The following is a 21,926-nucleotide window of genomic DNA, read 5'->3' as shown; positions in this document are numbered from 1 at the left end:
AATATCCAACTCAAATATACCTGTTAATAACTCATTTGATGAAAGTTAGGCACGAAGAGCACTGCTCTGAGGTTAGACCCAACGAATAGTCATAAACAGTTGTGCTGGCGACAATAGCAAGAGTGAACCACCTGATCCCTTCCCGAACTCAGAAGTGAAACCTCTTAGCGCTGATGGTAGTGTGGAGTTATCCATGTGAGAGTAAGTCATCGCCAGCTCATTAATTCTAAATCCCCCTCCGCTTAATGCAGAGGGGGATTTTTTTATGCTGAATATATTAAATAATTTAAATGAGAGACAAGAAAAATATTAGCTAAAAATAGCCGTTAATATTTAATAGGTTTAGTTTTTATCACTTGAATTTGATGGTTTCTTCTTCACTAAAAGAAATTTTAACTAAGTATTTGTGTATATTTTGAGCATTTAAACAGCTATTTCATCTATATCCGTTGGAAAAGAATGGCTATAGTTAACTCGTGATCATGCAAAATATGCCAAAACAGGTTTTGATTTAGATTTTAATGTGCTCAATAAAAAAGAAACCCCGACATTCTGTCGAGGTTTCTTTGTATTTCAGTGCTTAGATACAACTCCTGTCATATCTCACATCCTGATGCTCAAACTGATTATTATTGTTTTAAGTTTGGGAAACTTCCTGTCTCCTGATGTATTTAATATATGCTGTAAGCTGTTTTAAGGCTATTGGTCACTTTCCTCAGTTTTTGTAAGCTTTGGCTTACACAGATTCATCTTGTTACCAAAGCGGATAACCTTGTACTTATGATTTCTCTACAATGAATGGTGATCGTGCATTTAATGGGGAAGGCAATGCTGAGAAAAAAAGCTTTTTGTTTGTTGATGGCAGTGAGTGCATTTTTTGGATTAATGGCATGTCATGCACAAAGACCAGCGGAGTCAGCAACACATGAACAACAGGACAGTTCTGCTTCTTTAGGCAAATCTATGCAGTTAAAGCATATTGCTGAATTTAATGAGCCATGGGCATTAGCGGTATTGCCTGATGGGCGATTATTAATTACTGAAAGATCAGGACAGTTGATTTTATTTAATCCTATAGATCAGACAAAGACTCTCATTAGGAATATACCTAAAGTGGCTTATGGTGGCCAAGGCGGATTAGGTGATATTGTTTTACATCCTGAGTTTGCACAAAACCATCAAATTTATCTTAGCTATGCAGAAGCAGGGCAAGGTGGTTATGGTGCGGTCGTGATTCGTGCTGATTTGAATTTAGATCAGGCGCAACCACAATTAGACAACCTTAAAACGATATGGAAACAAGTACCCAAGGTGCGCGGGCAGGGACATTATGCACATCGGATATTATTGGATGGTGCAGGGAAATTATGGATTAGTTCGGGAGAACGGCAGAAGTTTGAGCCTGCACAAGATTTAACATCGAACCTTGGAAAAATGATTCGTTTGAATGATGATGGTTCGGTTGCTTCAGATAATCCATTTCAGATGCAGGGTGATGTCGCAAAACAAATATGAAGTTTGGGGCATCGTAATCCTTTAGGAATGGCTTTGGATGCAAAAAAACAACTTTGGGTGGTTGAAATGGGCCCCAAAGGTGGGGATGAGCTTAATTTAATTCAAAAGGCTAAAAACTATGGCTATCCAATCGTTTCGAATGGTGATCATTATAGTGGTGTGAATATCCCTGACCACGCCACGCGGCCTGAGTTTGAAGCGCCAAAATTAGACTGGACACCCGTAATTTCTCCATCGAGTTTGATTTTTTATACGGGACAGATGTTTCCAAAGTGGCAGGATAAAGCCATCATTGGTGGGCTTTCATCTAAAGTATTAATTATTGTAGACACCACAGTACAGCCAGTAAAAGAACTCCAACGGATAGATATGAAAGAACGTATCCGTGGTTTACAACAAGCGAAAGATGGCAATATTTGGGTGATTGAGGATGGGAAACATGCAGATTTAATTCAGCTGCTTTCACATTAATCACCCGAACAGAGTGTTGCTAAGAAAGACGGTCTTAAAGCGCAGCATGTCGATCGGCATTAAAGACATTGGCTTGGATCTGCATCAGTTTTCGTTGTCCTTGTTTACCATTCATCCGCCAATGGGCAATTTTAATATTATCGATCAAGGCGACATCCCCTTTTTGCCACTGGAGCAAGAGTGCATCGTGATATAAGGCTTCAAAGAAGTGTTGTTTTTCCTGATCGGTCCATTCAATTTTTTCACCTTCATGGGTAAAAAGTTCCCATGACAGTTGCATGCAATTAGCCGTGGGGTCTAGTTGAAGCTTTCCTCGCTTCTTAAAGCTTTTTTGTGCAGCTTGGTGGGCAAAAGAATTGGTATTGTTTGCAAAAGCCCACGGCTGGATCATCAACTTTTGAGTGTTCGGGTGTATGGCAACGAAAGGTGAGTGTTTTAAAGTAAGTTTGGTTTCTTTATTTGGTTGTTTGTTGAAACGAAAGGGCCTTTTGTTTAATAGCAAGCGATCAAATAGATTGAGTTTACGTGTTGAAATATAAGAAAAATGATTCCATGCGCCTAAGTATTTTTGTTGTACGCTGACTGGAAAATGGGCCCAAATTTTTTCGAGGTTATTAAACCCTGTTTCGAGCACATGGTTCGCAGGTTCTTGGCAAAACAAGGCAATAAACGTGAGCGAGTCGAATGTAGGCCACCTTCGACATGTGGACCTTGAATTGAGTTTTCAACAGCGCCTAATTGTACCGTATTGTGGTTGAGATAAGGTCTATCATCACCTGCACGATTTTCGCTATATTTACGAATGAAAGAGGCAAACCAACCTGATTTTTTAGGCGTAAATGTATGCCAAGGTTCAAGCTGAAAATGATGTTCGATCAACTCATGAAATTCATACTGACGTTGTAATTTAAAGCCGCGAAATAATAAGATGCCGTACTGATGCAACTCTTGCATAAGCTCTGTACGATGAACTCTAACGTAGGCGGCTAGAGCATCTACATCTGTATATTCGGGGTCAGCAACATAAATTTTGCAATAATCATTTAAAAGTGCGGTGTTTGGGTGCATGTGAATGGTCTCTATTGTTGTTTTTTTTAATTTATTGTATTGGACTGAAGTATTTGGGTGAAGCAGCAGATGTTCAGTCGGCGAGAGTATAAAGTGTAGTTCGAGCGCTAGATGTAATATTTTGTGGTGCAGAAGAACATACCGATAAACGGTGAAAGTCTTAATATTTGATGGATCTAATTTATAGATTAGCGCTTAAATATATACGTTGGACGGAAATGATCACTTGGGAAACATTTGGTATTTATTTATATGTTTTATATCGTTATTTTTAGAAAATTTAAGTTGGGATAGTCATCCTGACAGACCAATTTGATTTGTATTCACGAGTTTCTTCTAAAGTATTGAAGCATATAAGAGGTTCGTTAATATCTGATCGTGATTTGGGCTTTTAGAGAAATATTGAGCTAAAAATCAATACAATTAAAAAGCCCCCGACATCCTGTCGAGGGCTTTTTAAATTCTTTCAAACGGTATAACTCCTGTCCTACCGATCAGCATCCTGCTGTGTATGTTGTTATTTTTGTTTTTAATCTGAGACATCCTGTCTCTGTATGGTTTAACTATAGCGTCGATGTTTATTATTGAAAAGCCGACAAATACTTAAGTTACTGTAAGCAATAGCGTACAGAAAAATCTCATGCTTATGCGCTGACATATTTAATGAGTTTATCAATTGCTGCTTTTAGATTCTTCTCATCAAAAGGATTTGGTTCAAAATCTTCGGTTTTATTGCGTGAAAAAATATCTCGAATTTCAATCACCGCATTGGTATCAACCAGACCAAGTTGAGTACCGACTTGGCGAATTTGATCGATGGAACGTGAGCCATTGGTCCCGCCATAACTGATATAGGCTGCAGGTTTCCCTTGCCATTCTTTGCCTAAGTAATCCAAGGCATTTTTAAGTGCAGGGCTATAACCATGATTGTATTCGGGGCTAATGAAAATAAAGGCATCGCCTTGCGCAATGTGATCGGCCCATGCTTGTTGTTTGGGTTGATCATAAATGCCCGTCATAGGAGGATTGGCACCTGAAAAAATTGGCAAATCCCACTCTTTTAAGTCGACCAACTCGAGTTGGACCGTATTGAGTTCTAGTTGTTCAAAGCCTTTTTGCACCCATCGCGCAACTTTAATGGCTGTCCGACCTTCGCGCACACTGCCTATAATGACCTGAATTTTCATAAAAAATCCTTGGGAAATAAATGTGATTACGCTACGGTAGTATGAAAATTAGGCTTTGCATAGATTGAATATGTATCTGATTGACAAATGTTTAAGGCATTAAAAAAGCCCCCAAAGGAGCTTTGAATGACACATAGACAGTCGATCTGTGGCTTTACATAATTTTGATGCCTTGTTGGCCAGCAGGCGTCACTTTGAAGATTTCCACTTCAAAGGTAATATCTTTACCTGCCAATGGATGGTTAAAGTCGACTTCAGTGATGTCATCACCTACAGTTTTCACTACGCCATATAGACTTTGTTTGGCTTTGTCCTCAAATTCAATCATGTGCCCTTCAATAGGACGCTGTTCAAATTTGACTGTATCAAACTGTTGTACGTTTTCAGGATTCCACGGGCCAAAAGCATCTTCTGGTGGTAGGCTTACAGTACGACGGTCGCCAGCACGTAAACCGAACAGTGCTTTTTCAAAACCAGGGAGTAAGCTACCATCACCCATCACCAGGCTTACAGGTTCTTCACGGCTACGTGTGTTATCAATTTCTACGCCATTTTCAATGCAAACAGAAAAATGTAACTCTACTTTTGAACCTTCGCTTACGCGAGTTTCTTCATTGGGATTAATAAAATCAGTCATTGTTTACTTCGGCACGTTGGATACGGTTTTTTTCGAGAAAAAAGGTATCGATCAACAAAAGGATCGTTCCTAGCGTAATCGCACTATCTGCAATATTAAACGCAGGGAAGTGGCTGTTTTGATAGTACACATGAATAAAATCAACCACGTAGCCTAAGGTTACACGATCAATTAGATTCCCTATAGCACCACCTAAAATAAGGGCAATCGCGATGGGCAGCACTTTCACGGTTTTGGGCATACGCATCAGCCAAAACAGAAAAATGACAGACACAATACCTGCAAGAGAGGTAAAGAAATAGCGTTGCCAGCCGCCCGCATCGGACAAGAAACTAAAGGCTGCGCCATAGTTATGCAATAAAGTCCAATTTAAAAAGGGCAGGACTGGTACTGGATCTGCATAATTCAGATGGGTACTGGCAATCCATTTGGTCCATTGATCTAAGATAATCGCTAGAATCGCCAAACCTACCCACACTAAATTGTGCGGATAGAATTGGAATAAGCCCTTTTTATGTTGTGGGTTAGGCATACTTTCTCTCTTCGCCTTGGCCTGTAGGAAGGTTGATAATACAACGACCACATAGACCTGGATGTGTAACATGTGTATTCACATCTGGCAGAACATGCCAGCAGCGTACACATTTTTCACCATCAGCCGCCGAGACTTGAACATTCAGACCTGCCAGATCAGAGGCTTCACCCTGAGTTGCATCGAATGCATTGACCAAGACTTGTGAAGTGATCATAACAAAACGAAGTTCATCATCTAAACGATCCAGTACGTCCTTGAGTTCTGCATCTGCCCACAGTTCAACTTTGGCAGAGAGATTTGAACCCACGATTTTCGCGGTACGCGCAGTTTCGATGAACTTGTTCACCGCAGACTTCACTGCAATCAGGGTTTGCCAATCGGCTTCAGACAACAAATTTGCTTTTGAAGCCACAGGAATGTCATACCATTCCGCAGTGAACACGTATTTCTCAGTTTGCTCTGGAATGAGAGGCCATGCTTCTTGAGCGGTAAAGCTCAAAATTGGTGACATCCAACGTACAAAGGCTTGAACCAAATGATACAGCGCAGTTTGAGCTGAATGGCGCGCTTGTGAATCGGCTTTGGTGGTGTACTGACGGTCTTTGATGATGTCGAGGTAGAAACCACCCAAGTCGTTGATACAGAAGTTGGTCAGCGCATTGGTCACGATATGGAAGTTCATATCTTCATAGGCTTGCTGAATGGTTTTCTGTACATCTGCTGCACGTTGCAAGATGTATTGATCAAGTGCGATCAATTGATCTACAGGCAGTGCATCCGTCGATGGTTTGAAACCATTTAAGTTTGCCAATAAGAAACGCAAGGTATTACGAATACGGCGGTAGCCATCTGATGCACGGTTAAAGATTTCTTTACCAGCAGTCATTTCATAACGGTAATCGGCTGATGCAATCCAGAAACGTAAGCCGTCTGCACCCATGTCTTTAATGATGTCTTGTGGGGTAATGATGTTGCCTAAAGATTTTGACATCTTACGGCCTTTTTCATCCACCACGAAGCCATGGGTCAGTAAGCCTTTGTACGGTGCACGTTCATTGATCGCAATCGAGGTGAGCAATGAAGACTGGAACCAACCACGGTGTTGGTCTGAACCTTCAAGGTATAAATCGGCTGGATCGGTGAGTTCTTCGCGTTCACGCAACACGGCATAGTGCGTTGTGCCTGAGTCGAACCACACGTCTAAAGTGTCACGCACACAGTTGTACTGTTCCGCTTCATCCCCGATAAAGTCTTTCGCTTCACGGTTATACCAAGCGTCAATCCCTTCTTGTTCGATCAATTTCGCGACTTCTTCGATCAACTCGGCTGTGCGCGGATGGAGCTCGTTGGTGTCTTTATGCACGAAGAATGGGATTGGCACACCCCACGTACGTTGACGTGAGATACACCAGTCTGGACGACCTTCGATCATGGCTTGAATACGATTTTTACCCCAATCAGGCACAAAGCTGATCTCGTTTTCGATCGTATTTAAAGCGTTTTGACGCAGACCTTGTGCATCCATGCTGATAAACCACTGTGGGGTCGCACGGAAGATAATCGGTGTTTTATGGCGCCAGCAGTGTGGGTAGCTATGTTTGATCGGTTGATGTGCCCATAAGCGACCAACTGCATCCAATGCTTCAATGATTTTTGGATTGGCTTTGTAGATGTGCTCGCCTGCAAAAATCGGTGAAGTTGGTAAATACACACCATTACCACCCACTGGGTTTTCAACTTTTAAGTTGTACTGTAAGCCAACTTTATAGTCGTCTACACCATGGCCAGGTGCAGTATGTACCGCCCCTGTACCGCTGGTTGCAATGACATGTTCACCCAAAATCACAGGCACTTGACGATCGGTCAGTAACGGGTGTTGTAATAATAGGTTTTCGATTGCTGAGCCGTTAAAATCAGCGAGAACCACAGGGTTTTCAAGCTTATAACGCTCAACTGCCGACTCAACTAAGTCTTTAGCTAAAATAAAGTTTTGCACGCCACGGTCGGTGCTAACTTGAACTAGTTGATAGTCAATTTCAGCATGGACGGCAACTGCTTGGTTTGCAGGCAAAGTCCAAGGTGTGGTGGTCCAAATTACGATATCTGTTGCGGCTTCTACGTTGATATTTAAACGTGCGCTTAAGTCTTTTAAGTCGACAACCGTAAAGCCAACGTCAATCGCGTCAGATTTTTTATCTTCATATTCCACTTCAGCTTCAGCCAAAGCTGAACCACAGTCTAAACACCAGTTCACAGGTTTAAGACCTGGTTCGATATGGCCTGCTTTCGCAATTGCGCCAACAGAGCGCACAATGTCTGCTTCCTGCTTAAAGTTCATGGTCAGGTAAGGATTGTCCCAGTCACCAAACACGCCCATACGCACAAAGTCTTTCTTTTGCAGTTCAACTTGGGTGTAAGCATATTCACGGCAGGCTTTACGGAAAGTAGAAGCATCCACCTTCACGCCCACTTTACCGACTTTCTCTTCTACTTTCAGTTCAATCGGAAGGCCGTGACAGTCCCAACCTGGTACATAAGGGGCATCGAAGCCGTCGAGAATACGACTTTTAATAATGATATCTTTTAAAACTTTATTGACCGCATGACCCAAGTGAATTTGGCCATTTGCATAAGGAGGGCCGTCATGCAGGACATATTTTTTCTTGCCAATACGCGACGCACGAATCTGCTGATAAATGTTGTCGGCATACCACTCTTCTAACCATTTTGCTTCACGCACCGCAAGGTTTGCTTTCATGGCAAATTCGGTACCTGGGAGGTTGAGTGTGGCTTTATAATCCACTGCATTTTCAGTAGTTTGCTTATCGCTCATGCAAGATGTCTTCCAATTTAATCAGCGGCTCTGCTGACGCGTTTTACATAAAATTGATTGGTATTTAAAAGGGAAATGTGGGGGTGTTTTGGCGGAACTCAAGCAGTTTCACCACATCATCATCAATTCCCGCTTTTAGTGCTTCCAGCGAAGGGTAGTTCTTTTCACCATGTAAGTAGTTCAAGAAAGTGACCCGCATTAACAAGCCATACAGATTAGCAGAAACATCAGGGAAATGTACTTCTAATCGCCATTCTGGCTGTGCTTGTTGAATGGCTGGACGTGTTCCGACATGACCTGCACCAAAAAGCGCTGAATGGTCATATCCTGCAACCCCTAATCGATCAGGGTGGTCTGCTTTCACTTTGTCGCGTAAAGACGTGGTTTCACATATCACATCTACACCATAAATGCCGTTTAAACAGGGTTTATGTCGGTTTAAACGTACATTAATGGTTGGAAAATCAAGGGTTCGGCCAATTTGGTCGCCATATTGTACGCGACCCGTAATGCTATAAGGGCGCCCTAATAACTGAGCAGCCAGCACCAAGTCCCCTGCGGACAGTGTTTGGCGAATCCGAGTTGAACTGACGCGTTCACCTTCTGAGAGGATGGTTTCTAGATTGTGGACTTGAAAACCATAGTTTTCGAGAAACTCGCTGTTGCCTTGGCGGTTTTTACCAAAGTGAAAGTCATCGCCTAAAACCAGACTTTGGGCATTGAGCTTTTCTTTTAAAATATCGGCAAATTGTTCTGCACTTAAACTTCGGAAGCTGTTGTCAAATTTCGCGACCGCAATATAGTCCACACCCAGCTCAGTTAAATATTCGACTTTCTCACGCAATGATGAAATACGTGGTGGAGCATCATAACCTTTAAAGAATTCAAGTGGTTGAGGCTCAAAAATCATTACTACTGTTTTTAGATTTTGTTGTTTTGCAACGGCTTTGAGCTGATGAATCATGGCTTGATGACCCAAATGCACCCCGTCAAAATTACCGATAGTGACAGCGGTTTTTTCTAATTGGGTATTTGAGGGCAAAGCATTTAGACGGAGCAGCTTCATGGGCAAATCAAGTGCTTGGAATTAAGAACGGCTTATATATTGCCATATTCTTGGGCATTCGTCTTGTGGTTGTTTTTTGACAACGCAAAATTTAGTACAAAGTATATTTATATCAATTTTATTGATTTATTTAATATAAATTAATCAGTTTTTCTTATTTATGGATTTGATTAATATAAATGTAGATTTTAAATGAGGCTGAACTCATGCAAAAACCATTTACACAACTTGGACAGCGCCACAATATCATTCGTCAATTCACCCCCAACTGGTTCACTGTCAGTATGGGAACAGGTGTTGTGGCGTTAATTGTATCAGAGTTTCCGATGTTAAAGGCACTCACATGGCAACTCGGCACAGGGCTATGGTATTTCAATATTTTATTGTTCGTACTTTTTACTGTGCTATATGGCTTACGTTGGGCATTTTATCCGCACGAAGCCAAACAGATTTTTCAACATCCAAGCATGAGCCTATTTTTAGGGACGATTCCGATGGCGCTGGCCACCATCCTCAATGGCTTTTTAAAGTATGGTCAGCCTATTTATGGCGATACAGCTGTACAGATTGCCCAAACGCTCTGGTATGCAGATGTAGTCTTGGCGCTCTTGGTGGCGTGGGCAGTTCCTTTTGCCATGTATCGACATCAGGAGCATGCTTTACAGCAGATGACTGCGGTGTGGTTATTGCCGATCGTGGCCTGTGAAGTTGCAGCCAGCAGTGGTGGTTTATTGCTGGGGCATTTGGCAGCTGATACTCACGCCGTTGCGATTTTATTGGGCAGTTATGTGTTGTGGGGTGTTTCAGTATTACCCGCTTTTGCTATTTTAACGATTTTAATGTTGCGTTTGGTCTTACATAAACTGCCTGAAAAAGAGTTGGCGGTCAGCAGTTGGTTGGCTTTGGGACCGATAGGCACTGCTGCTTTGGCATTATTGGTTTTGGGGCATCAGGCACCGACGCTGATGGCGAATTTGGGCTTAGCACAACTGGGTCAGTTATTTCATCAGGCAGGGATTTTAGCCAGTTTAATCCTGCTGGGTTTTGGACTGTGGTGGTTGGGGATTGCGGTACTGACGACTTTGCACCATGCCAAACAGGACTTGCCGTTTAATCTGGGCTGGTGGGGACTGACTTTCCCATTGGGCGTATATACACTGGCAATCTTAACTCTAGCCCAACAACTCAATTTGGCCTTCCTGTATGCCGTTGGTTATGCTTTTGCAGCCATACTGATGTTGTTATGGAGTTTGGTTGCAACCAAAACGGCACACGGTTTTTATCAAGGGGATTTGTTCTTTTCGCCGTGCTTAAAAACCTATCTAGAACAGCAGTATAAATGAGGTCTACAATCCTTTCAGTTTAAAGTGCCATCTGATCTTATGTAGGTTGTTTGAGCAGAGACCACAGGCGCTTTTCTTTCGGATCGATTTGTTTTCTAATGGCACGCATGAAGTCTGTTATTTGGGTATTTTATGTCGGATGTTGCACTAATCATGGCTTTGCCGAATGAGTCTAAAGGATTGTTTGAGCAAGCAGGGATTGAAGTTCACTACAGCGGTATTGGTAAAGTCAACGCGGCTTATAAAGCATTTGAAGTGATTCAAAAAACAGGCTGTAAAACCCTGATTAATTTAGGTACAGCAGGCAGTACGTTTTTTGATAAGCACGAATTGGTTGAAGTCTCTCAATTTGTACAACGCGACATGGATGTGTCTCCACTGGGTTTCGCTGTCGGTTTTACCCCATTTGACACCATGCATCCTGCGGAAATTCACTTAGAACCGTTTTTCCAGCAGCTCCGTACCGGCATTTGTGGAACAGGGGATAGCTTTGAAACAGGTAAGCCCAAAGTACCGTGTCATTTGGTTGATATGGAAGGATATGCGCTGGCAAAGGTCTGTAAAAAACAGGGTGTCCGCCTGATTTCGGTCAAATATATTTCAGATGGTGCCAACGACACCGCGCATTTGGACTGGGAAGACAATTTGTTATTGGGAGCTCAGAAATTATTAGCATTATTTGAAAGTATCTGAGGCTTTGATTCTGTCTTTTTCAATTCGGCGACCATAGAGTGCTATGGTCGTATGCCAAAATTACTCAGCTTTGAATAATGCAGACGGTGTTCGCGGGATCACGCCATACAGCATCATATGCACGGTATGTTGAATGACTCGTTGTTGCATACTGCGGTTACGTAGGGTTTTACCTGTTACCATTTCCATTTGCGTGGCAAAATCAGCATAGTTTTGTGTTAATGCCCAAATGTTGAGGATTAACAGCTCAGGGTCTATTTCAGTTGAAATTTTACCTTGCTCTTGCCAATTGCTAATGACTTTGGCTTTACGTTTGACCAACTTCTTTAAAGGCCCTTTGAGGATTTCCAAAATATGCGGCGCTCCTTGGATCACTTCTAAAGCAAACAAGCGAGACGCTTTCGGTTGAGTCCGAGAAACCTCAATTTTTTGCAATAAGTAGTTGGTGATCGCTTCTTCCGGCTCTAAGTCAGCTTCTAACATCTGTAGTGGGGCTAACCATTTTTGTAAAACCGTCGTTAAAACTTCAACGTACAAAGCTTCTTTATTTTCATAGTAATAGAAAATATTCGATTTGTGCATTTCAGCAATCTGTGCGATTTCATCTAAGCTTGCTCCATTAAATCCATAGAGTGAGAAGACGTCTAGTGCAGCATTCAGCAGCTGGTGGCGTTTTTGAGTACTCTTTTTCTGTTCCATTCTCTAATTTAAAAAACAATAAAAAGGGGGAAGGACAAATTGTACGGCAAATCATCAGATTTGTGCACAAAGTGGAAATTTAATTTTTTGAATAATGATCATTTATTCTGTAGATTGGCTCTTAAATTGCGATAAATTCTAAAAGTTGTCCAATAAAATATAATTATATAAAAACTATTTTGTCTAAACTATATGAAATGATTCAATGTGAAGTGGTATGTTTTGATAAAAATAACGTGAAACTTATTACATTATTTAAGATAAAGTATGCTCAATTCATATGATGGTCTTGTGTTTTTTACTGAAATTTAGCATAAAAAATCCTTAGCACCCCAAGCTAAGGATTTTTTAGTCTACTTATGTGGCTAAAACTGCATTTAACACCTGCTGTTCAAGGGTATTGAACTGCATATCTTTAACGCGAGGGCGGGGTAGGTCGACTTGAAACTCTTTGGCAATATGGCCACGGTCTAGCAAAATAATCCGATCGGCCAGTTGAACGGCCTCACTGACATCATGGGTGACTAAAATGGCGGTAAAGCCTTGTTCCGTCCATAATTTTTCAATCAAATTCTGCATGTCTAAGCGGGTTAAGGCGTCGAGTGCACCCAAAGGTTCATCGAGCAATAAAATCCGTGGTTTATGCGATAAAGCTCTTGCCAAAGCGGTCCGTTGACGCTGTCCCCCAGAGAGCTGCGAAGGCCAAAGTCCCGCTTTTTCTTTAAGCCCGACTTTTTCTAGCAGACCCGAGGCAGTGGCATGTTGTTGTTTCGGCAAACCTAGTTGTACGTTTTGTTCAATGGAGCGCCATGGTAACAGTCGTGGATCTTGGAACATGACCCGTATATCGTCTGCGGTAATCCCTTCGCGGAGGTGTCGTGCGGACTTAAAATTAATTTCGCCGTAGCTTTGTTGTTCTAAGTTGGCAATCAGGCGCAGGAGGGTACTTTTACCACAACCACTGCGTCCGACAATGGCTAAAAACTCACCCGGCTGAATATGCAGGTCTAAGTCTTCAAGCACTTTCACTGAACCATAAAACTTATGCAGTTGTTCGATAATAATTTCGGCCCCAAGCACCGCTTGAGGGTTAATGTCTTGATTGTGATTTGGCGGCGACGGAATATTGGCATGGCGACCAAGGCTTAAATCAGTCATCTCAGACTCCTTATTTTTGGTATCCTGCATGCCAGCGCAGCAGGTATTTTTCTAATGTGACGGCCAGTAGATCAGCCAATTTTCCAAGTAGGGCATACAGTAAAATCCCCACCAAAACGATGTCAGTCTGTAAAAATTCACGCGCATTCATGGTCATATAACCGATGCCCGCTTGGGCTGAAATGGTTTCGGCAACGATCAGCAGGACCCATACCAAACCCAGTGAAAAGCGGAGTCCGACTAAAATAGAGGGCATCGCACCCGGTAAAATAATTTCTTTATACAGTTGCCAACGGGTCAAACCATAGCTTTTCCCCATTTCAATCAGTTGTGGATCTACCGAACGTATGCCGTGATAGGTGTTGATGTAAATGGGAAAAAAGACCCCGACCGCAACCAAAAACAGCTTGGCGGTTTCATCAATCCCGAACCATAAGATCACTAACGGAATAAGTGCCAGTGCAGGAATATTTCGGATCATCTGTAGAGTGGTGTCGAGCAGAGTTGACGCCGTTTTCGATGAACCATTTAACAAACCCAGAAAGAGCCCTAAACCCCCACCCACCAATAGGCCGAGTAAGGCACGGCCTGCACTGACTTGCACATGCTTCCAAAGTTCTCCACTCAGCAGCAAGTTCCAGAAGGCAGTAATCACCGCCGTTGGTGCAGGTAAAATCCGATTTTCTAAAAGTCCCGTGCTGGAGGCAATTTGCCAAAGCACAATCAAGCCGATAGGAAAGAGCCAAGGCAGCAATAGCTGCCCTAACTGAGTTCCACGTGAAACCTTTTCCTGCTGGAGGGTTTGCACTGAAACAATTTTGGACATTAGGCAGGCTCCTGAATCACTTTTGTTTTTTTGTTTTCATCGGGTGTGTAGTTGTTTGCCACAATCTCACCAAAGGGGCCTGTTAAATTTGGTTGTGCTAACTTTGCTTGAGTTTCGAGCGGCAGGAGTGGAAACACCAACTCTGCAAAACGAATCGACTCTTCAAGATGTGGATAGCCTGAGAAAATAAAGGTGCTGATGCCCAAGTCTGCATATTCTTGAATACGCGCTGCAACCGTTTCAGGGTCGCCGACCAATGCCGTACCTGCACCCCCACGAACCAGACCTACGCCAGCCCAAAGGTTTGGGGACACTTCAAGTTTGCTGCGGTCACCATTGTGTAGTTCAGCCATGCGACGTTGGCCGACCGAGTCCATGCTCTTAAATTTTGCCTGTGCTGCAGCAATGGTGGCATCATCGACATATTGAATGAGCTCTTCTGCCGCTTGCCATGCTTGTTCATTGGTTTCACGTACAATCACATGCAGACGGATACCATAGTTGAGCGTACGGCCTTTGGCCTCGGCTTTGGAACGTACAGTGTCAATTTTTGCTTTGACTGCCGCAGGAGGTTCCCCCCATGTCAGATATGTGTCAACCTGATCAGTCGCTAATTCGATGGCATCATCCGATGAGCCGCCAAACCAAAGTGGAGGGTAGGGTTGTTGCACAGGCGGATATAGTAGTTTGGCATCATCTACCTTTAGACGTTCGCCGTGAAAGCTAAAGCTTTCACCTGTATGGGAGCGGGTTAAAATCTCACGCCAAATTTTGACGTATTCATTGGCAGTTTTATAGCGAGTGGAGTGGTCTTCATAAACGCCATCGCCTTGCAGTTCTTTTTCATCGCCACCTGTCACCAAGTTCAATAAAACCCGACCATTGGAGAGACGGTCAAAGGTGGCTGCCATCCGTGCAGCCAGTGCTGGAGTGGTCACGCCTGGACGCAGTGCAACTAGGAATTTTAATTTTTTCGTGGCATCAATCAGGCTGGCTGCGGTCAACCATGGGTCTTCACATGAACGACCTGTTGGAATCAAAACACCTTCATAACCCAAATTATCCACGGCAACTGCAATCTGTTTCATATAGGCATGGTCCACTTGACGCGCACCTTTGCTGGTACCTAAGTAGCGACTGTCACCGTGAGTTGGGATAAACCAGAAAATTTTCATTTTAAAAAATCCTTAGATAGAGTCGTTTAAGGTTTGCTCGGTGCAACCCAAACGGTATTTTGAACTTGAATGTGTTTCGGAATGAGCTGGACTTGTTGGAACAAATCCGCAATTTGTTGTTGGGCTTGCACCACTTCAGGCGTCAGGGTTTGAATTGGTGAAGGCTTCAGACGTTTGTCGATGACGCGTTGGGCAATAGAGGGCTGTAAACCTGTACTTTGGGTATAGACGGAAAGTGCTTGCGGTTGGTTTTTTAGCACCCATTGATCGGCCTGATTCAGCCCGTGAATGAACTGAGCGGTGGCCTCAGGATAAGTTTGAATGAATTTCGGGTTGCCAATATAAAAAGAATAGGTTTGTGGAAATGCTGTGCCATCAATCAAGACTTTGGCCTGTGCATCCTGCTCTGCTGCACTGAGGTAGGGTTCCCAAATGGCCCATGCATCTATGGATTGTTTATCAAACGCGGCACGCGCATCCGCAGGGGGCAGCCAAATTGGTTGAATGTCCTGCCAACTGAGCCCTGCTTTTTGTAAGACTTTCGCCAACAACTCATGCGCGCTTGAGCCACGCTGAACGGCAATGCGTTTGCCTTTTAAGGCTTGAATTGAACCAATGCTACTATTTTTAGGAATTAACAGGGCTTGAGAGTTAGCGGGTACTTGTTCGTAGCCGACATAACTGAGTTCTTTGTCAGCAGCTTGGGCAAAGATCGGTGGGGTATTGCCCACTGCACCAAAATCGACAGCACCGACGGCCAAGGCTTCTAGCATTTGTGGGCCAGCGGGGAACTCTTTCCATTCAATTTTGGCTTGAGGAAATTGTTGCTCAAATAATTTTTGCTCACGCGCGACCAATAGGTTCAAAGACGACTTTTGGTAGCCAATTGACAGTGTTTTAACTGGAGCTGTTACCTGTTTTTCTGGCGTGTTCGGTGCTGCTGTGTCTTGCTTTTGGCATGCCCCGAGTCCAAGACTCAAGCTAACGATGCCAATACTGGAAACTGTTTTCAGTGTTTTCATGATGATCTCTATATTTTTATTTAATAATGGCCGCGTCAATATTCAGCTTGTTTGGAATGAGTTTTTGTTGATAGAAAGCATCGGCAACGTACTGCTGTTTTTTTGCGACTTCGGCTGAAATGGGTTGAACGCCAAAGCCCATACGCCCAATCGAGCTTTGTAAAATGTCTAAAGACAAGCCTGTCGGTTTTTCTAACAATTTGGCTGCCTGTTGTTGATTTTGTTCGACCCACTGTGTGGTGGTGTTGAGTTCATGGACGACCGTTTTTAAAACTTCTGGATGGGTTTCGGAAAATTTACGATCGGCCAAATAGAACTGATGATTACTGACTAAGTTTTCTCCCGTAGCAATCACACGTGCTGAGATTTGGTGTTCAGCGGCAGCAAAGAAGGGATCCCAAATGACCCAAGCGTCGACTGCACCACGTTCAAACGCAGCACGTGCATCTGATGGGGGTAGATAGACTGCTTCAATATCAGAAAGTTTGAGGTTATTCGCTTCTAATACTTTAAGTAGCAGGTAATGCACATTTGAACCTTTGTTGAGTGCAATCCGTTTGCCTTTTAAATCTTGAATGCTCTGAATCTTTGAGTCTTTTTGTACGATCAGTGCTTCTGCTTTAGGTGCAGCAGGCTGGTTGGCAATGTAAACCAAGTTCGAATTTGCAGCTTGTGCGAAAATCGGAGGCGCTTCCCCCGCTTCCCCAAAGACCACACTGCCGACATTTAAGCCTTCGAGGAGTTGTGGACCTGCAGGAAACTCGACCCATTTGACTTGGACATTTTGTGCTTTAAGCGCCGTTTCTAAAGCGCCACGCTCTTTGACGATGGGCAAAATGCCATATTTTTGAAAGCCAATATTGAGTGTGACGGTTTCAGCTTCTTTTTTCCCACATCCAGATAACATCATGGCACCCAAGACTGCTGCAGAAAGAACGCTTGTTTTGATCCAGAACTGTGCTCGAGAAGTGCTCATGTGTTTCATAACTCCAAATAAATAAGGTGAGTGAGTTGGTGAACACATACGCTAATGGGCATTTCTTTTCAGAAAAAATAAGAAATCGGGCTTTAGACATGAAAAAAAAAGATAAAAACAAAAGTGCAAAACTTATGCAAAAAACAGCAATATAAAAAACATAAAATATAAAATTTATTGAGGTTAACTTATTGATATTTATTGTTTAAAAGGTATTTTTATTTTTGGAATAAGCTTAGTGTTTCACGCAATATAGATTTGAGCGATTTTTGCGGTGTTTTCTAGATAAAGATATGAGAAATAAAGATATCCATAATCCTGCAAAAGCCACTTAAAGTGGCTTTTTAAAGACGAGCGAGTTGCGCTGATAGTTGTATAAGGCTTGGCGTGCATTGGGAAGTTCATCGACATTAGCCGTTTCAAAGCCATGTTCTAAGAACCAATGTGCAGTCCGTGTGGTCAGTACAAACAACTGTTGAATGCCCATACTGCGAGCTTTACCTTCGAGATAATGCAAAATTTGGCTGCCGCGATTAGATTTGCGATAGCCAGGATCGACTGCGACACAGGCAATTTCAGCGCTGCGGATTTCACCCTCTGCTGCTGGCAGTGGGTAGAGTGCGGCGCAGGCCAAGATCATGCCATCACGTTCAATCACCGCAAATTGGCCAATTTCGTTTTCGAGACGTTCACGTGAGCGATAAACCAAAATGCCTTCTTCTTCAAGTGGGCGTAATAGGTTAATCAGCCCGCCGACATCTTGAATGTTGGCCATACGGACTTCTTCATAATGGGCATCGGTAATCATGGTGCCCGAACCATCACGCGTGAAGAGCTCCTCAACCAAGGCACCATCATAAGCATAGGAAATCAGATGGACACGATGGACGCCATGCGTCGAGGCCTTTTTGGCACCGCGTAAATGTACCGCAATGTCTGGATTCGAATCTTGGTATTTTTCAATTTGTGCATCGAGCTTGTGGGGCGAAATTTCGCGTTGTAACTGACCATGTTCATTGAGCAGACCATGTTGTTTACCCAAGAAAATCAATTTGTCTGCTTTAAGATGAATCGCCGTGCGGGTCGCCACTTCTTCAGCCAACAGATTGAATACTTCGCCTGTGGTGGAATAGCCAGTTGGCCCGAGCAGCACAATATTGTGATTATCCAAATGGCGTTGAATGGCGTCGGTATCGACCGTACGGACTTCGCCGGTTAACTGAAAATCGACCCCATCGCGAATGCCATAGGGCTTGGCTGTGACAAAATTCCCTGAAACTACATCAATACGTGCGCCATACATCGGTGAGTTGGCCAGTCCCATGGAGAGTAAGGCTTCAATTTGCAAACGAATCGAGCCTACCGCATTCATTACACAGCCCAGAGATTCTCGGGTGGTGACACGACGATACTGATGAAACGGCGTTTGTAGCTGGCTTTGTTTTAAGTTGTGGTTGATTTGCGGACGTGCCCCATGCACCAAGATCAGACGAATCCCGAGTGAATGCAGTAGGGCAATGTCGTGAATAATATGTTGAAAGTTATCATGCTGAACGGCTTCACCATCGAACATAATCACAAAGGTTTTATTACGGTGAGCATTGATATAAGGCGCAGAATGTCGAAACCAATGCACATACTGCAAAGTTGTACTGTGATGTGTTTCGATGGAATTCGTTTGCATGCCTGTCTCAAAATGAACTGCTTAGCATGATTTTAATCAAAAAATGCAGAAGAGGAAGTCTTAAATAGAAAAACACCTGAAGCAATGTTCAGGTGTTCTATCGGTTCTGTGACACCAGCCAGAATTAACCGATAATACGCAGGATACGGTTATTACGTTCATTGACTAAAACATAGTCACCATTGACCTTATACCATTGTTGGTAGCGTCCAGTGTTGGGTAGACGACGTGCTTCTCGGTCACTGACATGGTAACGTGATGAGTCATAGCCGCGTGGCAAAGTTTGACCTGAGCGCCAGTCACGGCTTGGGTTAACACGTTTGTTTTGGTAGCGGTTGTCATTGTCCCAACGGCGGTCATCGCGATGATCCCAACCGGAGTCATGATCATGCGAGCGGTCATAGTACTGTGGTGCTGCCATTGCAGATGTGGCCATGAGTGCGCCTAAAGAGAGTGTGATTGCAGTCAGAATTTTTTTCATTGCTTTCGTCCAGTATTAGTCTTGTTTCGATCATTCAAAATTAGCGAACAACTCTAGAGAAAGCGTGAGGGCTATTTAGGTGAATTGTGAAATGTATGAAGAGACTGAGGAGATTGTTGTTTTTCTGCAATGCTTGCAAACAAAAGCTTTGGCACATAAAAAACCTGAAACAACGCCTTCCATGCTGTGCCTGACTGTGGTCTCTTAAGAGGAGTATGCAGTCGTACTAAAGCGGGTGAAAGGGTGTTGATTCAGGTCTCAAGAATAATGTCGAGGAGTTGTACAAAATGAAGCGCAGATTAAAGCCCCATAATGCGCAGAATATTGTTGCTGTCTGCGTCGACTAAGATGTAGTCATTGTTGATTTTGTACCACTGCTGGTTTCTGTTTGGCTTTGGAAGATTATGGTCTTTATATTCGACTTTATAACCGTTACCACGGTAATGCTGTGGCATGACATAACCTTGTTGCCATTTATGCTGTTGTAAACGTTTGACACCGCGCTCTTCGCGCATACGTCGACGATCTTGCTGATCGTCATTACCTGAATCGCGAAAGTCACGTCCGCGTGGCTCATTGCCATAGCGTGGATGATCATGGTCAAACTGAGGGGCAGCAGTACTGAGACTGCTTGCCATCAAAGCACTGAAAGAGATTGCCAATACTGTCAAAATCTTTTTCATGTTGAATCCTCATTAAGGTAATTTCATTCTTTCCTATAATGTACGAAAAAAATGCAGAGAAACTGTGAAGATGAATTGGGTATTTATTAACAAATGCAGAGATATTAAGAAGATTATGCCCAATTCTAAGCCTGAATTAAATCATCAATTGCGCCAAAGTCCAAAGCAAACAGTCTGTATCTTCTGATTTTTGACTCATTTTGACGACCCAGATTCCCCTTTGTCAAAGAATGCATAGTGCATTCTTTAATTCCACTGCTGCGCCAGATGTTGCAATGAACGGATTGAATGAACCACTGCTTCAGCTTGGCTGGCATCCTCTAAAGCACAAATCAGGCTTTCGGGTAGTTGTAAATGATGGATATGACGAATGGTGTCATGTTTACGTTGTAAATCAGCCATGCTGCATCCTTATTTTCAATTCTTGATCAATCAGAATGATAAATAGGAAATCTTAAGCTGAAAAACCGAATATTTTTATTAAAATAATTTAAAAATACGATTTAAAATATTTAGCTAGCCAAGCTGAGTTTTCAACTTGGCTGATTCGACTTAATAGGCGTAGTTGAGGTCGGTATAATCACTCAATGATTTCTGTACATGCGCTTGAATAAATTCACGTACATCGGCTGCAGTCATCGGTTCACCATTTTTGCTGATGGCATGCTCAATGTCGGGTTGACCCTCAATTTTGATGCGATAAACAAAGCTTTTCTTTGCTTTGTATTGTTCATCATCTTTTGCAATGACCGTCACGTAGTGATAGCTATGTTCAAAGTTCAAGTCGGTATGGGCAAAAATAAACTGGTCGAAAAGTTTCAGTGTGGCGCCATTTTCCAGGGCTTGAAGTTCCTCCACAATACTGGCTTCAAACTTCATTCCATATTTTTCTGAAATCGGCTGTTGGTCAATCAACAGGCTAACCATACCATCTTCAGTGGGTTGTACAGTGATGTTACTCAAGTCCGTCATGGCATATGCTTCAAAAATGGAGTTGGACATCAGTATCCGCAAAAATTGAAAAAAGACAACCTTTTCTGAACCTTGAAATCATGTTGCAGATGACTAAGCTTCAGTTTGACGCATAAAAAAAGGAAGCCGAAGCTTCCTCTTAAGTGACACATTTTAGTCTTGTGCATCAATACTTTGACCATTCATATGCAAACTGTCATCGCCCATCAAGTACAGATAGGCAGGCATGATATTTTCAGGCGTTGGCAATATTTTTGGATCTTCATCGGGATAGGCTTTTGCACGCATTGCAGTGCGCGTAGCCCCTGGATTGATACAGTTAAAGCGGATATTCGGTGAGGTATTTTCTTTGGCAAACAGTTGGCTGACCGCTTCAATCGCGATCTTAGACACCGAATATGCGCCCCAACGTTCACGCGTTTCACGTCCGACACCTGAGCTGGCAAAAACTACGGAGGCATGCTCAGATTTTTTCAGAAGTGGCATTAGCTCTTGAGTCATAACGAATGGCGCACGCAAGTTGACGGCCATGACATCATCCCAGACATCGACAGGATAATTTTCCAGTTCGGTGCGCTCACCCAAGATGCCCGCATTATGCAAAATGCCATCTAGGCGCCCAAATTGGCGCTCTAAAGTGTCGACCAATAATTCATAATCACGAGGAGAGGCGCTCGACAGCTGCAAGGGTAAAATTGCAGGTTGCGGCGCACCTAAGCCTTCAATTTCATCATAAATGACTTCGAGCTTATTTAAGGTACGTCCATGCAGCACCACAGTTGCGCCGTGTAGGGCATAACTTAATGCAGCAGCACGACCAATACCATCGCCCGCACCTGTAATTAAGATGATACGATCTTTGAGCAGATCGGGGCGAGGTTGATATTCTGAATATTTCATCA

The 21,926-nt window shown here is 43.1% G+C and carries 21 protein-coding genes, 1 rRNA gene and 1 pseudogene; 4 read left to right on the top strand and 19 right to left on the bottom strand.

Translation table 11 applies throughout. The features are described from left to right. The first annotated feature begins 103 nt into the window (after positions 1-103). Positions 104-218: ribosomal RNA gene (gene rrf, locus ACF8FD_RS12505) — 5S ribosomal RNA — on the top strand. A 610-nt stretch (positions 219-828) separates the two neighbouring features. Beyond that, positions 829-1,986, top strand: a pseudogene (locus ACF8FD_RS12500) (PQQ-dependent sugar dehydrogenase). A gap of 34 nt (positions 1,987-2,020) precedes the next feature. Here ACF8FD_RS12500 and ACF8FD_RS12495 read toward each other — a convergent pair. From ACF8FD_RS12495 to ribF, 7 genes are all read right to left on the bottom strand, one after another. Further along, entirely contained in the window at positions 2,021-2,266 is a 246-nt protein-coding gene (locus ACF8FD_RS12495) for a hypothetical protein (protein WP_322887805.1), read from the bottom strand. A gap of 278 nt (positions 2,267-2,544) precedes the next feature. Beyond that, the gene (locus ACF8FD_RS12490; RefSeq protein WP_256732898.1) at positions 2,545-3,054 is read right to left on the bottom strand and encodes a hypothetical protein; all 510 of its coding nucleotides are present in this window, start codon (positions 3,052-3,054) and stop codon (positions 2,545-2,547) included. A gap of 644 nt (positions 3,055-3,698) precedes the next feature. After that, positions 3,699-4,241, bottom strand: coding sequence for an NADPH-dependent FMN reductase (locus ACF8FD_RS12485; RefSeq protein ID WP_114836732.1), 543 nt, complete (start codon positions 4,239-4,241; stop codon positions 3,699-3,701). Positions 4,242-4,395: 154 nt separating this feature from the next. Further along, the gene (locus ACF8FD_RS12480; protein WP_004684162.1) at positions 4,396-4,878 is read right to left on the bottom strand and encodes a peptidylprolyl isomerase; all 483 of its coding nucleotides are present in this window, start codon (positions 4,876-4,878) and stop codon (positions 4,396-4,398) included. Then, complete coding sequence (gene lspA, locus ACF8FD_RS12475) at positions 4,871-5,410, bottom strand: signal peptidase II (RefSeq protein WP_205667417.1); 540 nt, start codon at positions 5,408-5,410, stop codon at positions 4,871-4,873. Before lspA ends, ACF8FD_RS12480 begins: the two co-directional genes overlap by 8 nt. Beyond that, positions 5,403-8,246, bottom strand: coding sequence for an isoleucine--tRNA ligase (gene ileS, locus ACF8FD_RS12470; protein ID WP_392453457.1), 2,844 nt, complete (start codon positions 8,244-8,246; stop codon positions 5,403-5,405). The genes lspA and ileS overlap by 8 nt, the downstream gene beginning before the upstream one ends. Positions 8,247-8,310: 64 nt before the next feature. Then, positions 8,311-9,312 carry a bifunctional riboflavin kinase/FAD synthetase gene (ribF, locus tag ACF8FD_RS12465; RefSeq protein ID WP_148827027.1) on the bottom strand — a complete coding sequence of 334 codons (1,002 nt, stop codon included), beginning with the start codon at positions 9,310-9,312 and terminating at the stop codon, positions 8,311-8,313. Positions 9,313-9,518: 206 nt separating this feature from the next. Here ribF and ACF8FD_RS12460 point away from each other — a divergent pair, with 206 nt between their 5' ends. Next, a complete protein-coding gene (locus ACF8FD_RS12460; RefSeq protein WP_392453456.1) occupies positions 9,519-10,655 on the top strand; it encodes a TDT family transporter in 1,137 nt (378 codons plus the stop codon). 132 nt (positions 10,656-10,787) lie between these two features. Further along, complete coding sequence (locus ACF8FD_RS12455; RefSeq protein ID WP_058868589.1) at positions 10,788-11,348, top strand: 5'-nucleosidase; 561 nt, start codon at positions 10,788-10,790, stop codon at positions 11,346-11,348. A 60-nt stretch (positions 11,349-11,408) separates the two neighbouring features. Here ACF8FD_RS12455 and ACF8FD_RS12450 read toward each other — a convergent pair whose 3' ends face one another. The 12 genes from ACF8FD_RS12450 to ACF8FD_RS12395 all read right to left on the bottom strand — a co-directional run bounded on the left by ACF8FD_RS12450 (position 11,409) and on the right by ACF8FD_RS12395 (position 21,924). Then, positions 11,409-12,047 (bottom strand): TetR/AcrR family transcriptional regulator, encoded by a 639-nt coding sequence (locus ACF8FD_RS12450; protein ID WP_058868590.1) that lies wholly within the window; start codon positions 12,045-12,047, stop codon positions 11,409-11,411. A gap of 357 nt (positions 12,048-12,404) precedes the next feature. Then, positions 12,405-13,205, bottom strand: coding sequence for an ABC transporter ATP-binding protein (locus tag ACF8FD_RS12445; protein ID WP_392453455.1), 801 nt, complete (start codon positions 13,203-13,205; stop codon positions 12,405-12,407). Positions 13,206-13,215: 10 nt separating this feature from the next. Next, entirely contained in the window at positions 13,216-14,031 is an 816-nt protein-coding gene (ssuC, locus tag ACF8FD_RS12440; protein ID WP_392453454.1) for an aliphatic sulfonate ABC transporter permease SsuC, read from the bottom strand. Next, complete coding sequence (gene ssuD / locus ACF8FD_RS12435; RefSeq protein WP_392453453.1) at positions 14,031-15,206, bottom strand: FMNH2-dependent alkanesulfonate monooxygenase; 1,176 nt, start codon at positions 15,204-15,206, stop codon at positions 14,031-14,033. Before ssuD ends, ssuC begins: the two co-directional genes overlap by 1 nt. Positions 15,207-15,232: 26 nt before the next feature. Then, positions 15,233-16,228, bottom strand: coding sequence for an aliphatic sulfonate ABC transporter substrate-binding protein (locus tag ACF8FD_RS12430; RefSeq protein WP_392453452.1), 996 nt, complete (start codon positions 16,226-16,228; stop codon positions 15,233-15,235). 16 nt (positions 16,229-16,244) lie between these two features. Continuing rightward, the gene (locus ACF8FD_RS12425; protein ID WP_130235569.1) at positions 16,245-17,204 is read right to left on the bottom strand and encodes a sulfonate ABC transporter substrate-binding protein; all 960 of its coding nucleotides are present in this window, start codon (positions 17,202-17,204) and stop codon (positions 16,245-16,247) included. 331 nt (positions 17,205-17,535) lie between these two features. Beyond that, positions 17,536-18,888, bottom strand: coding sequence for an amino-acid N-acetyltransferase (gene argA, locus ACF8FD_RS12420; RefSeq protein WP_224467879.1), 1,353 nt, complete (start codon positions 18,886-18,888; stop codon positions 17,536-17,538). A 124-nt stretch (positions 18,889-19,012) separates the two neighbouring features. Continuing rightward, positions 19,013-19,369, bottom strand: coding sequence for an RcnB family protein (locus ACF8FD_RS12415; RefSeq protein WP_159126938.1), 357 nt, complete (start codon positions 19,367-19,369; stop codon positions 19,013-19,015). 299 nt (positions 19,370-19,668) lie between these two features. Next, on the bottom strand, positions 19,669-20,052 hold the full coding sequence (locus ACF8FD_RS12410; RefSeq protein ID WP_004684183.1) for an RcnB family protein: 384 nt from the start codon (positions 20,050-20,052) through the stop codon (positions 19,669-19,671). 246 nt (positions 20,053-20,298) lie between these two features. Next, on the bottom strand, positions 20,299-20,454 hold the full coding sequence (locus tag ACF8FD_RS12405; RefSeq protein ID WP_392453451.1) for a hypothetical protein: 156 nt from the start codon (positions 20,452-20,454) through the stop codon (positions 20,299-20,301). A gap of 150 nt (positions 20,455-20,604) precedes the next feature. After that, a complete protein-coding gene (locus ACF8FD_RS12400) occupies positions 20,605-21,024 on the bottom strand; it encodes a hypothetical protein (protein WP_201704304.1) in 420 nt (139 codons plus the stop codon). A gap of 153 nt (positions 21,025-21,177) precedes the next feature. Further along, entirely contained in the window at positions 21,178-21,924 is a 747-nt protein-coding gene (locus ACF8FD_RS12395) for a YciK family oxidoreductase (RefSeq protein WP_279043934.1), read from the bottom strand. Between the last annotated feature and the right edge of the window lie 2 nt (positions 21,925-21,926).

This window comes from Acinetobacter sp. TYF_19, assembly GCF_043105125.1.
Classification (GTDB): Bacteria; Pseudomonadota; Gammaproteobacteria; order Pseudomonadales; family Moraxellaceae; genus Acinetobacter; species Acinetobacter johnsonii.
This window is presented reverse-complemented; position numbering and strand designations above follow the sequence as displayed.

What these genes read in the sequence shown, in the direction of transcription:
- ACF8FD_RS12495 (WP_322887805.1), bottom strand. Translation starts at nt 2,266, where the DNA reads ATGCAACTGTCATGGGAACTTTTTACCCATGAAGGTGAAAAAATTGAA.
- ACF8FD_RS12490 (WP_256732898.1), bottom strand. Translation starts at nt 3,054, where the DNA reads ATGCACCCAAACACCGCACTTTTAAATGATTATTGCAAAATTTATGTT.
- ACF8FD_RS12485 (WP_114836732.1), bottom strand. Translation starts at nt 4,241, where the DNA reads ATGAAAATTCAGGTCATTATAGGCAGTGTGCGCGAAGGTCGGACAGCC.
- ACF8FD_RS12480 (WP_004684162.1), bottom strand. Translation starts at nt 4,878, where the DNA reads ATGACTGATTTTATTAATCCCAATGAAGAAACTCGCGTAAGCGAAGGT.
- lspA (WP_205667417.1), bottom strand. Translation starts at nt 5,410, where the DNA reads ATGCCTAACCCACAACATAAAAAGGGCTTATTCCAATTCTATCCGCAC.
- ileS (WP_392453457.1), bottom strand. Translation starts at nt 8,246, where the DNA reads ATGAGCGATAAGCAAACTACTGAAAATGCAGTGGATTATAAAGCCACA.
- ribF (WP_148827027.1), bottom strand. Translation starts at nt 9,312, where the DNA reads ATGAAGCTGCTCCGTCTAAATGCTTTGCCCTCAAATACCCAATTAGAA.
- ACF8FD_RS12460 (WP_392453456.1), top strand. Translation starts at nt 9,519, where the DNA reads ATGCAAAAACCATTTACACAACTTGGACAGCGCCACAATATCATTCGT.
- ACF8FD_RS12455 (WP_058868589.1), top strand. Translation starts at nt 10,788, where the DNA reads ATGTCGGATGTTGCACTAATCATGGCTTTGCCGAATGAGTCTAAAGGA.
- ACF8FD_RS12450 (WP_058868590.1), bottom strand. Translation starts at nt 12,047, where the DNA reads ATGGAACAGAAAAAGAGTACTCAAAAACGCCACCAGCTGCTGAATGCT.
- ACF8FD_RS12445 (WP_392453455.1), bottom strand. Translation starts at nt 13,205, where the DNA reads ATGACTGATTTAAGCCTTGGTCGCCATGCCAATATTCCGTCGCCGCCA.
- ssuC (WP_392453454.1), bottom strand. Translation starts at nt 14,031, where the DNA reads ATGTCCAAAATTGTTTCAGTGCAAACCCTCCAGCAGGAAAAGGTTTCA.
- ssuD (WP_392453453.1), bottom strand. Translation starts at nt 15,206, where the DNA reads ATGAAAATTTTCTGGTTTATCCCAACTCACGGTGACAGTCGCTACTTA.
- ACF8FD_RS12430 (WP_392453452.1), bottom strand. Translation starts at nt 16,228, where the DNA reads ATGAAAACACTGAAAACAGTTTCCAGTATTGGCATCGTTAGCTTGAGT.
- ACF8FD_RS12425 (WP_130235569.1), bottom strand. Translation starts at nt 17,204, where the DNA reads ATGAGCACTTCTCGAGCACAGTTCTGGATCAAAACAAGCGTTCTTTCT.
- argA (WP_224467879.1), bottom strand. Translation starts at nt 18,888, where the DNA reads ATGCAAACGAATTCCATCGAAACACATCACAGTACAACTTTGCAGTAT.
- ACF8FD_RS12415 (WP_159126938.1), bottom strand. Translation starts at nt 19,369, where the DNA reads ATGAAAAAAATTCTGACTGCAATCACACTCTCTTTAGGCGCACTCATG.
- ACF8FD_RS12410 (WP_004684183.1), bottom strand. Translation starts at nt 20,052, where the DNA reads ATGAAAAAGATTTTGACAGTATTGGCAATCTCTTTCAGTGCTTTGATG.
- ACF8FD_RS12405 (WP_392453451.1), bottom strand. Translation starts at nt 20,454, where the DNA reads ATGGCTGATTTACAACGTAAACATGACACCATTCGTCATATCCATCAT.
- ACF8FD_RS12400 (WP_201704304.1), bottom strand. Translation starts at nt 21,024, where the DNA reads ATGACGGACTTGAGTAACATCACTGTACAACCCACTGAAGATGGTATG.
- ACF8FD_RS12395 (WP_279043934.1), bottom strand. Translation starts at nt 21,924, where the DNA reads ATGAAATATTCAGAATATCAACCTCGCCCCGATCTGCTCAAAGATCGT.